The sequence below is a fragment of the Niveispirillum sp. KHB5.9 genome (assembly GCF_048066115.1).
GTDB lineage: Bacteria > Pseudomonadota > Alphaproteobacteria > Azospirillales > Azospirillaceae > Niveispirillum.
Genome location: NZ_JBLTYX010000001.1, coordinates 924,787 through 939,017, shown reverse-complemented (window position 1 = coordinate 939,017; position 14,231 = coordinate 924,787). Strand labels below are relative to the sequence as shown.

At 67.3% G+C, this 14,231-nt stretch carries 11 protein-coding genes; 7 read left to right on the top strand and 4 right to left on the bottom strand.

Features of this window, described 5'->3' with window-relative positions; translation table 11 throughout:
• Genes ACM9HJ_RS03770 through ACM9HJ_RS03760 form a run of 3 tightly spaced genes read left to right on the top strand, consistent with a single transcriptional unit; the run spans window position 1 to window position 3,712 of the window.
• Window positions 1–1,158, top strand: coding sequence for an MFS transporter (locus ACM9HJ_RS03770; RefSeq protein WP_416570347.1), 1,158 nt, complete (start codon window positions 1–3; stop codon window positions 1,156–1,158).
• Window positions 1,155–2,858: a dihydroxy-acid dehydratase gene (locus tag ACM9HJ_RS03765; protein ID WP_416570346.1), complete on the top strand. Its 1,704-nt coding sequence runs from the start codon at window positions 1,155–1,157 to the stop codon at window positions 2,856–2,858. The genes ACM9HJ_RS03770 and ACM9HJ_RS03765 overlap by 4 nt, the downstream gene beginning before the upstream one ends.
• On the top strand, window positions 2,855–3,712 hold the full coding sequence (locus tag ACM9HJ_RS03760) for an NAD(P)-dependent oxidoreductase (protein ID WP_416570345.1): 858 nt from the start codon (window positions 2,855–2,857) through the stop codon (window positions 3,710–3,712). The genes ACM9HJ_RS03765 and ACM9HJ_RS03760 overlap by 4 nt, the downstream gene beginning before the upstream one ends.
• 101 nt (window positions 3,713–3,813) lie before the next feature.
• Here the strand turns inward: ACM9HJ_RS03760 and ACM9HJ_RS03755 are convergent, their stop codons facing one another.
• The 4 genes from ACM9HJ_RS03755 to ACM9HJ_RS03740 all read right to left on the bottom strand — a co-directional run bounded on the left by ACM9HJ_RS03755 (window position 3,814) and on the right by ACM9HJ_RS03740 (window position 9,049).
• Window positions 3,814–4,746: a 3-keto-5-aminohexanoate cleavage protein gene (locus tag ACM9HJ_RS03755; RefSeq protein ID WP_416570344.1), complete on the bottom strand. Its 933-nt coding sequence runs from the start codon at window positions 4,744–4,746 to the stop codon at window positions 3,814–3,816.
• A 27-nt stretch (window positions 4,747–4,773) separates the two neighbouring features.
• The gene (locus ACM9HJ_RS03750) at window positions 4,774–5,706 is read right to left on the bottom strand and encodes an alpha/beta fold hydrolase (protein WP_416570343.1); all 933 of its coding nucleotides are present in this window, start codon (window positions 5,704–5,706) and stop codon (window positions 4,774–4,776) included.
• Window positions 5,707–5,753: 47 nt separating this feature from the next.
• Window positions 5,754–7,964 carry a TonB-dependent receptor gene (locus ACM9HJ_RS03745; RefSeq protein WP_416570342.1) on the bottom strand — a complete coding sequence of 737 codons (2,211 nt, stop codon included), beginning with the start codon at window positions 7,962–7,964 and terminating at the stop codon, window positions 5,754–5,756.
• Window positions 7,965–8,125: 161 nt separating this feature from the next.
• Window positions 8,126–9,049 carry a LysR substrate-binding domain-containing protein gene (locus tag ACM9HJ_RS03740; RefSeq protein ID WP_416570341.1) on the bottom strand — a complete coding sequence of 308 codons (924 nt, stop codon included), beginning with the start codon at window positions 9,047–9,049 and terminating at the stop codon, window positions 8,126–8,128.
• A 119-nt stretch (window positions 9,050–9,168) separates the two neighbouring features.
• Between ACM9HJ_RS03740 and ACM9HJ_RS03735 the strand changes: the two genes are divergently transcribed.
• The 4 genes from ACM9HJ_RS03735 to ACM9HJ_RS03720 are packed head-to-tail and all read left to right on the top strand — an operon-like array spanning window position 9,169 to window position 13,824.
• A complete protein-coding gene (locus ACM9HJ_RS03735; RefSeq protein ID WP_416570340.1) occupies window positions 9,169–10,785 on the top strand; it encodes an FAD-dependent monooxygenase in 1,617 nt (538 codons plus the stop codon).
• Window positions 10,785–11,645 carry a fumarylacetoacetate hydrolase family protein gene (locus ACM9HJ_RS03730; protein ID WP_416570339.1) on the top strand — a complete coding sequence of 287 codons (861 nt, stop codon included), beginning with the start codon at window positions 10,785–10,787 and terminating at the stop codon, window positions 11,643–11,645. Before ACM9HJ_RS03735 ends, ACM9HJ_RS03730 begins: the two co-directional genes overlap by 1 nt.
• The gene (locus tag ACM9HJ_RS03725) at window positions 11,642–12,574 is read left to right on the top strand and encodes a VOC family protein (RefSeq protein ID WP_416570338.1); all 933 of its coding nucleotides are present in this window, start codon (window positions 11,642–11,644) and stop codon (window positions 12,572–12,574) included. The genes ACM9HJ_RS03730 and ACM9HJ_RS03725 overlap by 4 nt, the downstream gene beginning before the upstream one ends.
• Window positions 12,571–13,824 (top strand): MFS transporter, encoded by a 1,254-nt coding sequence (locus tag ACM9HJ_RS03720; protein WP_416570337.1) that lies wholly within the window; start codon window positions 12,571–12,573, stop codon window positions 13,822–13,824. The genes ACM9HJ_RS03725 and ACM9HJ_RS03720 overlap by 4 nt, the downstream gene beginning before the upstream one ends.
• Window positions 13,825–14,231 lie beyond the last annotated feature (407 nt).

Sequence of the window (14,231 nt, the reverse complement as noted above, 5' to 3'; positions counted from 1 at the left end):
ATGACATCGCTGCCGTTCTTTTCCATCGGCATCCTGGCGCCGATCTTCGAGAAGCAGTTCAACTGGGAATTCAGCCAGATCATGGGCGGGCTGTTCCTGGTCTCCGTCGTCGTCCTGCTGCTGGGACCGTTCATCGGCAGTGCGCTGGACCGGTTCGGCCCAAGGCGGATTGCCACCGTGTCGCTGGTGCTGCTGGGCTTCAGCTACATGACGCTGGCGCTGGGGGATGGTTCGCTGGGGCGTTATTATGCCACCTGGCTGGCCATCGCCGTGCTGGGCATCGGCGCCACCGTCATCTCCTTCACCCATGCCATCAACACCACCTTCGTGCATCGCCGCGGCACGGCGCTGGGTATCGCCCTGGCAGGCTCGGGCCTGTCGACCATCATCATCAAGCCGGCGGCAAACCTGCTGGTGGCCGAATATGGATGGCAGGTGGCGGTGCTGGTGCTCGGGTCGCTGCCCATCCTGGTCGCCGCCCCTCTGGCCAGCTGGGGCCTGCCCGGCGGGCGCGGGACGGTGGCGGCGGATGAGGCCCGCCCCACGCCGCCCAAGACGGGCCTGACGGTGGGGGAGGCGCTGCGCTCGCGCAGTTTCTGGACGCTGATCATCATGTTCGGGCCGATCGCCGTGGCCAATGGCGCGCCGATCCCCAACATGGAGAAGATCCTGACCAAGCTCGCCCTTACCCAGGGGGAGGTCGTGCTGCTGACCGCACTGATCGGCGTCGGCATGGTGGCGGGGCGGCTGGTCGGCGGCTGGCTGATCGACCGGTTCTTCGCGCCTGTCGTCGGCGCCATCCTGATGGTGGCGGCCGCGGCCGGCTGTCACCTGCTGTCATCGCCGGATGCCGGTTTCCCCGTGGCCCTGGCCGCCGTCTTGATGCTGAGCCTGGCGGCGGGCCTTGAATACGACCTGCTGGCCTTCCTGGTCGCCCGCTATATCGGCATGCGCAGCTATGGCCGGATGTATGGCGTGATGTTCGGGGTCTTCGCCATCGGGGCGGGCGGCGGGCCGGCCCTGCTGGGCCATTCCTATGACACGCTGGGCAGTTTCGGGGTCGGGCTGAACTGGTGTGCGGTGGGCCTGCTGTTCGCCGCGATGGTCACGCTGACCCTGGGCCGCTACCCGGATTTCAGCGCGCGGGAGGCGGCATGACCCGGCAATGGCGGTCGGCCAAGATCTATGAAGGCGTGGTCCGCACCACCACCCGCGCCTTCCTTTATGCCCTGGGCCAGGATGACGAGGATATCGCCAAGCCGCATATCGGCGTGGTCCATACCGGCGGGGAGATGAGCCCCTGCAACCTGGCCATCCGCGACCAGGCGCTGCAGGCCAAGACCGGGATTTCGGCGGGCGGCGGCACCCCGCATGAATGCCCGGTCGTGTCGGTGTCCGACGGGCTGTCGGTGGCCCATGCCGGCATGCGCTTCTCCCTGCTGTCGCGCGAACTGATCGCCGACAGCGTGGAGGCGACGGCGCGGGCCCATCGCTGGGACGGGCTGCTGGGCCTGGGCGGCTGCGACAAGAACATGCCCGGCATCATGATGGGCATGGTCCGCTGCAACCTGCCATCGGTGTTCCTCTATGGCGGTGCCGCCTTGCCCGGCCGCCTGGATGGGCGCGAAGTCAACATCGTCGACACGTATGAGATGATCGGCAAGGTGCTGGCCGCCGACGCGCAGCCCGACCAGTTGGACCGGCTGGCGCGGGTCAGCGTGCCCACGGCCGGCGCCTGTGCCGGCCAGTACACAGCCAACACCATGGCCATGATCAGCGAGACGCTGGGCTTGGCGCCGCTGGGATCGTCCATGGTGCCGGCCGTCTATGCCGCCCGCGCCGCCCTGGCGCGGCGGGCCGGCCGGATGCTGATGGCGGCGGTGCTGCGCAACGGGCCGCTGCCGCGCGATCTGGTGACGCGACAGTCGCTGGAGAATGCCGCCGCCCTGGTGGCGGCGACGGGCGGGTCGACCAATTCCGTCCTGCATCTGCCCGCCATCGCGCATGAGGCCGGCATCGGCTTTTCCATGGAGGATGTGGCGGCGGTGCTGGCCCGCACCCCGCTGCTGGCCGACCTGAAGCCGGGTGGCCGCTATCTCGCGCGGGATGTGTTCGAGGTGGGGGGCGCCCCCGTCATCCTGCGTGCCCTGCTGGAGGGCGGCTATCTGCATGGCGACTGCCTGACGGTGACCGGCCGGTCGCTGGCCGACGAGCTGGCGGATGCCGCCCCGCCCGACGGGCAGGTGGTGCGCGATGCCGCCCACCCCCTGGCGCCGACCGGTGGTGTGACCATGCTGCGCGGCAATCTGGCGCCCGACGGCGCCATCCTGAAGGTGGCGGGATTGCGCCGGCTGGAATTCCAGGGGCCGGCCCGCGTGTTTGATTGCGAGGAGGATTGCCTGGTGGCGGTGCGGGCCGGGGCCTATGCGCCCGGCGACGTCATCATCATCCGCCATGAGGGGCCCAAGGGCGGTCCCGGCATGCGGGAGATGCTGGGCATCACCGCCCTGATCTATGGCCAGGGCAATGGGGAGAAGGTGGCGCTGATCACCGATGGCCGCTTCTCCGGCGCCACGCGCGGCCTGTGCATCGGGCATGTCTGTCCGGAGGCGGCGGTGGGCGGTCCGCTGGCCCTGATCCGCGACGGCGACATCGTCAGTATCGATGCGCGGCCGGGTGCCGGCCATCTGTCCGTCGCTCTGACGGACGCGGGACTGGATGCGCGCCGGGGCCTTGTGCCGGCCCGTTCCGGTTCCCGTCACGGCGGGGCGCTGGAGAAATACGCCGCTGTCGTCGGGTCGGCCCATCTGGGGGCCGTGACCCATTCCGGCGTTGCGCTGGAGGCGCTGGACCCATGATCGGCTTCATCGGACTGGGCGATATCGGCGCGCCCATGGCGGGCCGGCTGCTGGACGTGTATGGCGACCTCGCGATCTGGAACCGCAGCCCGGACAAGGCGGCGGGCCTTGTCGCCCGTGGTGCCCGGCTGATGCCCGGCCCGGGCGCGGTGTTGGCGGAATGCGACATCGTCGGCCTGTGCCTGACCTCGCATGATGCCGTCGCCGACGTGGCGGGCCAGCTTTTCGCCGCGCCGGTGAAGGGGCGGCGGGTGATCGTCGACCTGTCGACGGGCGATCCCGCCCAGGCTGCGGCCCGCGCGGCGGAAGCGGCGGCCCGCGATGTCGGCTGGGTGGATGCGCCGGTGTCCGGTGGCCCGCAAGCGGCGGTGACCGGCGGGCTCACCATCTTTGTCGGCGGGGAACCCGGTGACATCGCCGCCGCCGCGCCGCTGCTGGACGCGCTTGCCAGCCGCCGGACCATCGTCGGTGGCGCCGGAGCCGGCCAGAAGGTGAAGCTCTGCAATCAGTTGATCGTCGCCTGCACCATGATGATCCTGGCGGAAGCCATGGAAACCGGCAGGGCGGCGGGGATCGACGTCGCGCAACTGCCCACAGCGCTGGCCGGCGGCTTTGCCGACAGCAAACCCTTGCAGATATTCGGTCCCCGTATGGCGCAGCGGATGCATGAACCGCGCCTGGGTGCCATCGACCTGATGGCGAAGGATTTGCGGCTGGCCATGGCGTTGGGGGCGGATGCCGGGGCCCGGATGCCGCTGGCGGCCTTATGCGTGCAATTGTATGGCGCGGTCACCGATGGCAGTGCGGACCTGTCGCGTCTGGTCGACCTGTTCGAGGGCGGACATCGCAGGTGACCGGTGCCCTTGATACCGACATTCCCGTTGCAGGCGACATCGCCCTGCGTACGGAGGAGGCCCAATAGGCCATGATCCGGCACTCCCCCTCAAGGGGCGTGTCAGAACCCGACCCGGTCGCCACCCTTCAGGCCCAGCATGGCGCGGGCTTCGGCCGGTGTGGCGGGTTCCAGGCCCAGTTCGGCCAGGATGCGCCGGATCTTCACCACCTGCTCGGCGTTGGAGGCGGCCAGGCGGCCGCGTTCGATGAACAGGCTGTCCTCCAGGCCCACACGGACATTGCCGCCCAGCAGGGCCGCCTGGGTGACGAAGGGCATCTGCTGGCGCCCGGCGGCCAGCACCGACCATTGATAGGTATCCTTGCCGAACAGCCGGTCGGCCGTCTGCTTCATGAACAGCAGATTGTCGGGGTCGGCCCCGATCCCGCCCAGGATGCCGAAGACCAGCTGCACGAAGAAGGGCGGCCGGACCAGGCCCCGGTCCAGGAAGTGGGCCAGGTTGTAGAGATGGCCGACATCGTAGCATTCATGCTCGAACTTCACGCCGGCGCCGCCCAGGGTTTCCAGGATATGGGCGATGTCGCGGAAGCTGTTGCGGAAGACATTGTCGTCGCTGCCGGTGACATGGCCTTCCTCCCAATCATGCTTCCATTGCGTGATCCGCCGCGCGGCGGGGAAGAAGGCGAAGTTCATGCTGCCCATGTTGAGCGAGCACATTTCCGGCTGGAAGCGCCGCGCCGCCGCCAGCCGTTCCGCCACCCGCATGGCGGGGCTGCCGCCGGTGGTCAGGTTGATGACGGCGTCGGTGGCCTGTTTGATGATGGGCAGGAACTGCGCGAACACATCGGGATCGCCGGTCGGTGCGCCGTTTTCGGGCCGGCGGGCATGCAGGTGGATGATCGCCGCCCCGGCATGGGCCGCGTCGATTGATGCCTGGGCGATCTCGGCCGGGGTGACCGGCAGGGCTGCCGACATGGTCGGCGTATGCACCCCGCCGGTGATGGCGCAGGTGATGATGACCTTGTTGGTGGACATGGGGGTTCCTGGCCGTGCGGGAGCGGGTTAGGGCAAGGTTTTCGCCCATTGGGTCAGCACGTCGGCAAAACGCGGCGGGTTGGTGATGTGCAGGATGTGGGCGGCGTCGGGCAGGGAGGCATAATCGTAGCGCTGGCCGGCCTTGGTCACGATCTCGCGTACCATTTCCGCCTGCATGTCCGACAGCGCCCCCATCAGACGCCCGGTTTTCGGGTCGACCATCCGGGCATGGTGGGGCAGCAGCACGGGCACCTTGACCTGGGCCAGCATCAGTTCATGCGGGCAGTTGCGGGCGACATTGCCCTCCACGAAGGAGCGGGCCCATTCCGGGTCGTATTCCTTGGCATGCTGCGGCGGTTCGGGCGGCAGCTTCAGGCCCGGCGCGCCGGCCTGGATCGCCTCCACCACCTTGGCCCAGTTGCCCACGCTCCACTGGTCGCCCAGGTATTTCGCATGCGGTTCGAAGAAGAAGGCCGCGGCCTGGCGGATGCCCTGGCCGTACAAGGGTGTCAGTTCCGACGCGAAGAGCGGCGGGTCCTCCAGCAACGCGCCGCGCAACTGGCCCGGCAGGGCGAAGGCGGACAGCCAGGCGGACAGCACGCCACCCGACGAACAGCCGCTGGTGATCACCGGCCGCTTGATGACCAGGGAGATGAACCGCACCAGGTCGTTGCCCATATTGTCCAGCGTGTAGCGCCGGGGGGTCCAGGTGCTGCGCCCCTGGCCGCGCAGGCTGACGGCATAGACCTGGAAATCCTTCTCCAGGATGGCCATGGCCTTCTCATAGGCCCACCAGGAGTGGCCCTGGCCGGGGATCAGCAGCAGGGCGGGCTTGTCGGGGGAGCCGGCGACCGCATAGCTCATCGTGACCTCGCCGAGGTCCACCGACTGTTCGGGATAATCGTGATCGACGAACACGTTGCGATTGGCCGGAGAGATTTCCGCAGCCGGGTTGCTCATGCCATTCTCCAAAGGTTGATCTTGCGCAAAAAGGGACCTGGCTGGTCTCAGAAATTGACCCGCATGGTCACGCCGAATTCCCGCGGGCGGCCCAGATCGTAATGGGCGGCACCGGCATTGGCGTAGTAGTTCACGCCGCCGACATAATGCTTCTCATCCGTCAGGTTGGTCGCGAACAGGGCGATCGAATAAAGCCCGGACGCATCGGTCCATTCGACCCGGCCGTTCAGCAGCCGGTAGGCCGGCAGGATCAGCGTGTCGGCGTCGGTGGGCGTGCTGTTCTGGCGCCCCTGGTGGCTGAAATTGACGGAGGTGGTCAGGTCGCCGGCCGATCCCAGATCGTGGGTATAGGCGGCACCGATCGACCAGGTCAGCTTCGGCGCGCGCTGCAAGGGGCTGTCCACGGTGATGCCGGTGGCGTTGCCGATATCGGTATAATGCAGGTCCAGGATCGCCATGTTGCCGGTCAGGTGCAGGCCGGGCAGGACGGCATAGTCCGCCTCCAGCTCGAAACCCTTGCTCTCCGCCGTGCCGGCATTCTGCAAGACCACCACCCCGACGGCCGAACCCGGCGGAAAGAACACCGTCTGCACCTGGATCCTGTCCCAATCCTCATAGAAGACGGTCGGGTTCAGGGTCAGCCGCCGGTCCAGGAACTGCAGGCGCAGGCCGGCCTCGTAATTCGTGGCCTTCTCCGGCTCGAACGGCACCACTCCCTTGGTCGCATCCTGATAGGGATTGAAACCGCCGCCGCGATAGCCGGTGGAGACGGTGAGATAGCTCATGACAATGGGGGTCCACTGGTAACGCGCGCCCGCCCGCCAGGTCCGGCTGGCAAAGGTCTTGTCGAATTCCAGGTCGCCCGCCGGCAGCAGTACCCTGTCGCTCTTGTGGTCCTCGCTGTAGCGGAAGCCGCCCAGCAGGGTCAGGGCATCCGTCAGCCGGTAATCCAGGTCGATATAGCCGGCATAGGTCTTGGTCGTGCGGTCTTCCGCCGGGACCAGCGAGCCCGGTGCGGCCAGGACGATGGCGGGGGAGGCCTGGACGATGGCCGGGCTGTCCTGGTGGTAATAATAGAGGCCGGAGACGAAGTTCAGCCGGTCATCGAACGCGCTGCCGTTGAATTGCAGCTCCTGCGACCAGGCGGTGAAGCTCTGCTCGCGGATGCCGGTGCCGATCAGGGGCAGCGGCGTGCCGTCCAGGTCGATCTGGGCGGAACTGTCCAGATGCTGCCACCCGGTCAGCGACTTGATCGACAGCCAGGGTGCCACCTCCCAGCTGATGGTGCCGAAGACGTTCTTGTACTCGGTGGTGCTGAATTCCGGGTCGGTGCTGCCCGGCTGGCAATAGAAGCAGGTGGATTTCAGCGCGTCGGTGTAGAGCGGCAGGTTCCGGGCCGGTGCGATGACGGTGTTGTAGACGAACGGCAGCGACGGGCCCGGCTTGGGCGTCAGCGGCCCCGGCAGGTTGTAGGCGAAGCCGTCCAGGTCGGACCGGTTCCACATGCCGGACAGATCGACCGTCAGTTCATCGGACGGCTGGACCTTGACCTGCAGCTTGACCAGATCGGTCTGGGTCGCCCCCGCATCCGGTCCGCCGGCCTGGACCCGGACATAGCCGTCGCGTTCCAGGTGCCCGGCGCTGACCCTCATGGCCGCCGCCTCACCCAGCGGCACATTGACGGCGCCGACAAGGTCGGTGCGGTCATGGGAACCATAGGTGCCGGTGACGTGCCCGGATACCTCCCCCAGCACCGGCTGCAGGCTGTTGTACCGGATGGCGCCGCCGATCGTGTTGCGTCCGAACAGCGTGCCCTGCGGCCCGCGCAGCACCTCCACACTGGCCAGGTTGACGATGTTGAACACGTCGCCCTGCAGGCTGGGATAATAGAAATCATCGACATAGACACCGACGGCCGGTTCCGACCCGTTGCCGGCCCGCTGCTGCCCCATGCCGCGCAGGAAGAAGGTGGCCGATCCCCCGCCATCCCCGGCGGTCTGGGTCCCCACCTGCAGGCTGGGCACGATCTGCATCAGGTCCTGCGTGGTGGCGATATTCCGGTCGGCCAGGGCGTCACCCGATACGGTGGTGACGGCCAGCGGCACATTCTGCAGGTTCTGCGCCCGGCGCTGCGCCGTGACGATGATCTCCTCCAGCACCGGCGCCGCATCATCGGGCGCATCGGCCGCCGCAACCGCCGATGCCGTCGTCATCGCGATGCCAGCCAACAGCCAGGCGTGAAAATGCCTGTTCCGCATGGTTCCTCCCCTTCATTCGTTCCGCCGAAGCGGTGTGCGGTTCGCCGCAATTTGTATGAAGGGCTATAGCATCCGGCTTTCCGGCCGGGTGAATATGCAAATCAATCCATTGATACCGGTTTTGTTATCACACTGTTGTTTTACAATTCCCAATCGCCGGCCTACAAGCCGGCGACCCGCGTTTCATCGCGCATCTGGTATCCCGCCGCCCGCCGGAACAGGTCGGCCAGGAACTGCGCGGCGGGGGTCAGGGGCAGGCGGGCGCGGTTGACGATGCAGATGGGCGGGGCGGGCAGCAGTTCCGCGATGGGGATGGGCTGGAGCAGTTCACGCGTGGCCACGAACTCCATCCATTGCTTGGGCAGCATGGTCAGCAGGTCGGAATGGGCCACGACCAGGATGATCGCCATGGTCGATGCCCCCGTCATCTCCACCCGGGGCGGTGCCAGCCCGTGCTGCTGGAAGATGTTGGTCAGTTCCGACGATGGGTCCACCGACACCTGCGTGCGGATCCAGCCGGCATCGGCCAGTTCGTGCAAGAACCGGGCACCGGCCCTGGGGTGCCCCTTGCGCCCATAGACCAGCCGCGTGTTGTCGAACAGCTTCTCCGCCACCAGCTCCCCGCCCTGCGGGATGTCGGGCATGGGGCCGACATAGAAATCGATGGCCCCTTCCAGCAGCGGCCCCTCCGCCGTGGGAAAGGCACCTTCGCGCAGGGTCAGGTAGACATCGGGAAATTTCCGGCGGAACGGGGCGATGACGCGCGGCAGCAGGGCCATCTGCACCGCCGATGACAGTTCGATGGTGACCTGGCCCGTCATGTTGCCGCGCAGCTGCGCGATCTCGTCGGTGGCCAGGCGCAGCTCGTTCTGCACCGCCGCCGCCCGGCGCAGGAAGGCCTGACCCATCGGGGTCAGCGCCACGCCCCGTGGCAGCCGCTCGAACAGCGAGACGCCCAGTTCGTGCTCCATCTCCTGGATGCTGCGCGTCAGGGCGGGCTGGGCGATGCCCAGCTGACGGGCGGCGGCGCGCAGGCTGCCGCGTTCGGCAACCGCGGTGAAATGACGAAGATGCGTCAGCCTCATTCCTGCCTCCCTGTCAGCAACCGATACCGGTTTTGGCATCATTCGCCGGCTTTTGCCATCGTTCCCGCAATCCACGGCGCGTCTATCCATCCTCGGGAAACACGCCCTGGGGAGGGGAAATGATCGAACTGCAAACCTCCGTCCTGATCGTGGGGGCCGGACCGACGGGATTGGCGCTGGCCATCGAGCTTGGCAGCCGGGGCATCCGCTGCATCGTGGTGGAGCGCAACGACCGGGTCGGCTATGCCCCGCGCGCCAAGACCACCCATACAAGGACCCGCGCGCATCTGCGCCGCTGGGGGATCGCCGACAAGCTGGCCGCCGCCTCGCCCTTCGGGGTGGAGTATCCCTCGTCCATCCTGTTCGTCACCCGCCTGGCCGGACACCAGTTGGCCAGGTTCGAGAACGCGTTCAACTGCGCACCCGGCCGCAACGACCTTTATCCGGAACACGCGCAATGGGTGCCGCAATACCGGCTGGAGGAGGTGCTGCGGGCCCGCGCCGCCACGCTGCCCACCGTCGACCTGCGGTTCAACATCGATGTCCGGTCGGTGGAACAGGATGCGTCCGGCGTGCGGGCGCAAGGCGTGGACACGGCCAGCGGTGCTGAACTGTTGATCCGCTGCGATTACCTGGTCGGCGCCGATGGTGCCCGCAGCCTGGTTCGCGACCGGATCGGTGCGCGGATGGAGGGCACCTATGGCCTGTCGCGCAATTTCAACATCATCTTCCGGGCACCGGGCCTGGCCGCGGCGCATCCCCACGGGCCCGGCATCATGTATTGGCAGGTGAATACCGACATTCCCAGTGTCGTGGGGCCGATGGACAGGGACGATCTCTGGTACTTCATGCCGTCGCACGTGCCGGCCGACCTGCGGCTGACCGACGCGTCCGCCGGCGCCCTGATCCGCAAGGCCACGGGCATCGACCTGCCCTATGAGATCCTGAGCAGCGATGAATGGGTGGCCAGCCGGTTCGTGGCCGACAAATACCGCCAGGGACGTATCTTCATCGCCGGCGACGCCTGCCATCTGCACCCGCCGCTGGGCGGCTACGGTATGAATATGAGCGTGGCGGACAGCGTCGATCTGGGCTGGAAGCTGGCGGCGGTCCTCGATGGCTGGGCCGACCCGTCGCTGCTGGACAGCTATGAGGGGGAGCGTCGGCCCGTGCATCGCCGGGTGGTTGACGAGGCGGTCGTCAACCATGCCGCCGCCGCCGCCGTGCTGCGGCCGGGCCTGGAGGATGCGGGACCGGCGGGCGACGCCCTGCGGCGGGAGGTCGGGGACCTGATCCGCGGGACCCGTGTGCAGGAGTTCCGCAGCCTGGGCGTGGTGCTGGGCTATTCCTATGCGGGCTCCCCCTTCGTCGCCGCGGAAGACGCGGCACCGCCGGCACTCTCCATCACCGAGTACCGGCCGTCGGCCTATCCCGGACGCCTGGCACCGCATGCGTGGCTGGCGGATGGAAGCTCGCTCTACGACCTGTTCGGTGCCGGCTTCACCCTGCTGGTGATGGAGGACGGGGCCGATGCCGGCACGGCTGCCCGCGACGCCGCCCGCATGGGCGTGCCGCTGACCATCGCGCGCCCGTCCGCGCCGGGGCTGGCGGCACTTTACGGGGCCGGGCTGGCCCTGATCCGCCCCGACCAGCATGTCGCCTGGCGTGGGGATGCCTGGCCGGGCGGCGAAATCCTGGCACGGGTGACCGGCCGGCATGAAATGGAGGAAAACTGATGCGTTGGATCACATATCGCACGGTGGACGGTGCGGAAGGGGTGGGTATCGCCACCGATGGCGGCTATCGCGGCCTGAGCGTCGCCGATCTCGGCACCGACCTGCTGGCCCTGGTGGCCGGGGGCAGGGAAGCTCAGGAACGGGCTGCGGCCCGGCTGGCGTCGGCACCGTTGATGGCCTCTGGTAGCATCACCTTCCTGCCCGTGCTGCCACGGCCGCCCAAGATCATCTGCATCGGCCTCAACTATGTCTCCCATTCCCGGGAGTCGGGCTTCCAGCCCCCCACCTATCCGGCGATATTCGCCCGCTATGCCACCAGCCTGGTGGCACATGGCGCGCCGATCCTGCGCCCGGACGTGTCGGAACAGCTGGATTTCGAAGGCGAACTGGCCGTGGTGGTGGGACGGGGCGGGCGGCACATCACCGAGGCCGACGCCCTGGACCATGTCGCCGGATATGCCCCGTTCAATGACGGCTCGATCCGCGACTATCAGCTGAAATCGGCGCAATGGACCATCGGCAAGACCTTCAACGGCACCGGCGGTTTCGGGCCGGAACTGGTGACGCCCGATGAACTGCCGCCCGGCTGCCGCGGCCTGTGGCTGGAAACGCGGCTGAACGGGGAGGTGGTGCAGCGTGCGTCGACCGACGACCTGATCTTCCCCGTGGCCCGGCTGATCGTCCTCCTGTCGGAGGCGATGACCCTGGAACCCGGCGACGTCATCGCCACGGGCACGCCCGCCGGTGTCGGTGCCGCGCGCAAGCCGCCGCTCTGGATGAAGCCTGGCGATGTCTGCGAGGTCAGTATCGACGGCATCGGCACCCTGTCCAACCCGATCGCGGCGGAGGGCGGCGCATGAGCGTGGAATCACGGCGCCCGGGCGTGCTGGCCGTCCATTCGCTGGACCATTTCGCCATCACCGTCCCGGACCTGGATGTGGCCCGGGACTTCTACACCAATTTCGGGCTGGAGGTGCGGGAGGCGGAGGACGGGCTGGACCTTTACAGTTTCGGCCATCCCCACCGCTGGGCGCGATTGACCAAGGGTGGGCGCAAGGCGCTGCGCCATGTCAGCTTCGGGGTGTTCGACGACGATCTGGACCGGTTCGCCGCCCATTTCGCCCGGTTGGGGATTGCGGCGGCGGAAGGCGGCGATCCCGCCGTCCGTTCGCTCTGGCTGACCGATCCGCACGGCGTGCCGCTGGAAATCCGCGTCGCGGGGAAAAGCTCGCCCAGCGCCAAGGGGGCCGCCGCGACACCGGCCGCCGGCCTGCGCGGGGCGCCGATGCGCGATCAGGCACCGACCGTCCGGCCGCGCCGGATGTCGCACGCGCTGTTCTTCACGCCGGACATGGATACGACATTGGATTTTTATATCCACGTCCTGGGTCTGCGCCTGTCCGATCGGTCGGGGCCGGCCGCCTTCCTGCACAGCGCCCATGGCAGCGACCATCACCTTGTCGCCTTCGGTGAAGCGGCGGGAACCGGCTATCACCACAGCGCCTGGGATGTCGGGTCGGTGGACGAGGTCGGTCTGGGGGCCGCACAGATGGCGCGGGCCGGCCATGTGGTGGGCTGGGGCCTGGGCCGGCATGTGCTGGGCTCCAACTATTTCCACTATGTGCGCGATCCGTGGGGCAGTTACGCGGAGTACAGTTTCGACATCGATTATGTTCCGGCCGATCTCGACTGGCCCAGCATGCACGCTCCGCCGGAGAACAGCATGTCGCTGTGGGGACCGCCCGTCCCGGCGGGCTTCGGCACCAACCATGAGGAGGATGCGCGATGAGCCAACCCGAAGCCGGGACGGCACCGTCGCGCCGCAGCGCGGCCGAAATCACCCTGCTCGCCGTGCTGATCATCTGCGTGGCGCTGGTCTTTCTCAACCGCGGCGGCATCGCCTTCCTGTTCCCCACGCTCCAGCCGCAATTGCAACTGACCAACACGCAACTGGGGCAACTGATGTCGGTGACGGCGCTGTCCTGGGCCATCTCCAGCGTCTGCTGCTCGCTGGCCAGCGACATTCTGGGGGTCCGGCCCCGCACCCTGATCGTCATCTGCGCGCTGGGTTTTTCCGTGGTCGGCGGGCTGGCGGGGGCAGTGTCCAGCTTTCCGGCGCTGCTGGCGCTGCGGGCCGCGATGGGGGTCTTCGAAGGTCCCGTCATTCCGCTGGTCCAGGCCACGGTTGCCGCCGTCTCGCCGCCGGAACGGCGCGGGGCGAACCTTGGGCTGGTCATCGGCCTGTCGGGCATGATCGGATCGATGGTGGGACCGGCGCTGATGACCGGGATGGCCGATACGGTCGGGTGGCGCTTCGCCTTCCTGGCGCTGGCCCTGCCGGGGCCGTTCGTGGCGCTGGCCATCTGGTTCGTGATGCGGCCGCGGGCGGTGGCCGCCACCGCGGTCAAGGTCGAACGCCTGGATTTCCGGGCGGTTCTTCGCCTGGGGGCGCAGCGCAACATCTTCCTGGGCGCCATCGGTGCCATCACGACGATCGGTTCGGCCATCGCGCTGGGCACGTTCCTGCCGCTCTACCTCGCCTCGCTGCCCAGCTTCTCCACCGGTGAACGGGTGGCTTTCTTCGTGGGTCTGGGCATCTTCGCCCATATCGGCGGCATCGTCGTCTCCGCGCTGTCCGACCGTTTCGGCCGCCGGCCTTGCCTGATCGCCGCCTGCCTCTGCGCCGTGCTGGCGTCCGGTGCCGTGGCGATGATGTCGGTTTCGGCCTGGTGGGTGGTTCCGGCGCTGCTGCTGTCCTTCGTGGCGGCCGGTGCCTTGACCTTGATGGTCTATGTGATCCCCGGTGAAACGGTGCCGCCGGGAATGGTGGCCAGCACCTATGCCGTGCTGCTGTTCGTGGGCGAGATGGTCGGCGGTACGGCGGCACCGACATTGGCCGGCTGGATCGTCGACCAGTACGGGCTGGTCGCGGTGCAGGGGGTCTGCGGCGCGCTTGCCGCCATCGGCCTTCTGGCGGCCCTGTTCGTACGGGAGCCGGCGCCGAAGCGATCAACCGTATCTTATGCCATGTCCCGGTGATCGTAACCGATCACCGGCCTCAGTCGCCGGCGCCGCCATCCGGCGGCTTGGCTACGCGCCACCATGCGCGCAGCGGTAGTCGCCGCGCGCAGGGTGAGATAGGCCAGGTCGTTTGGCCACATTAGAAATCACCAATATTTCATTCACATGTACATCGAGTCGCAAGACGAGCCCAAAGATTCTCTGGGTGTCGGTGTACGGTTCTCCTGTTGGGGAACGTCATGCACCTATTTTAAATTGTTTTTTCATGGAATTATTTTGTCGTGGAAATTTGTACATAGTAAATTGACAAATAAATAAGCGTTAATATGTGAAGTATAATTTCAACATAATACAAATGGGTGCTTTTGTAATTAAAAATTATGGAGGTGTGAATCTATATTCATGAAATGTGCCGTTGTGACGTT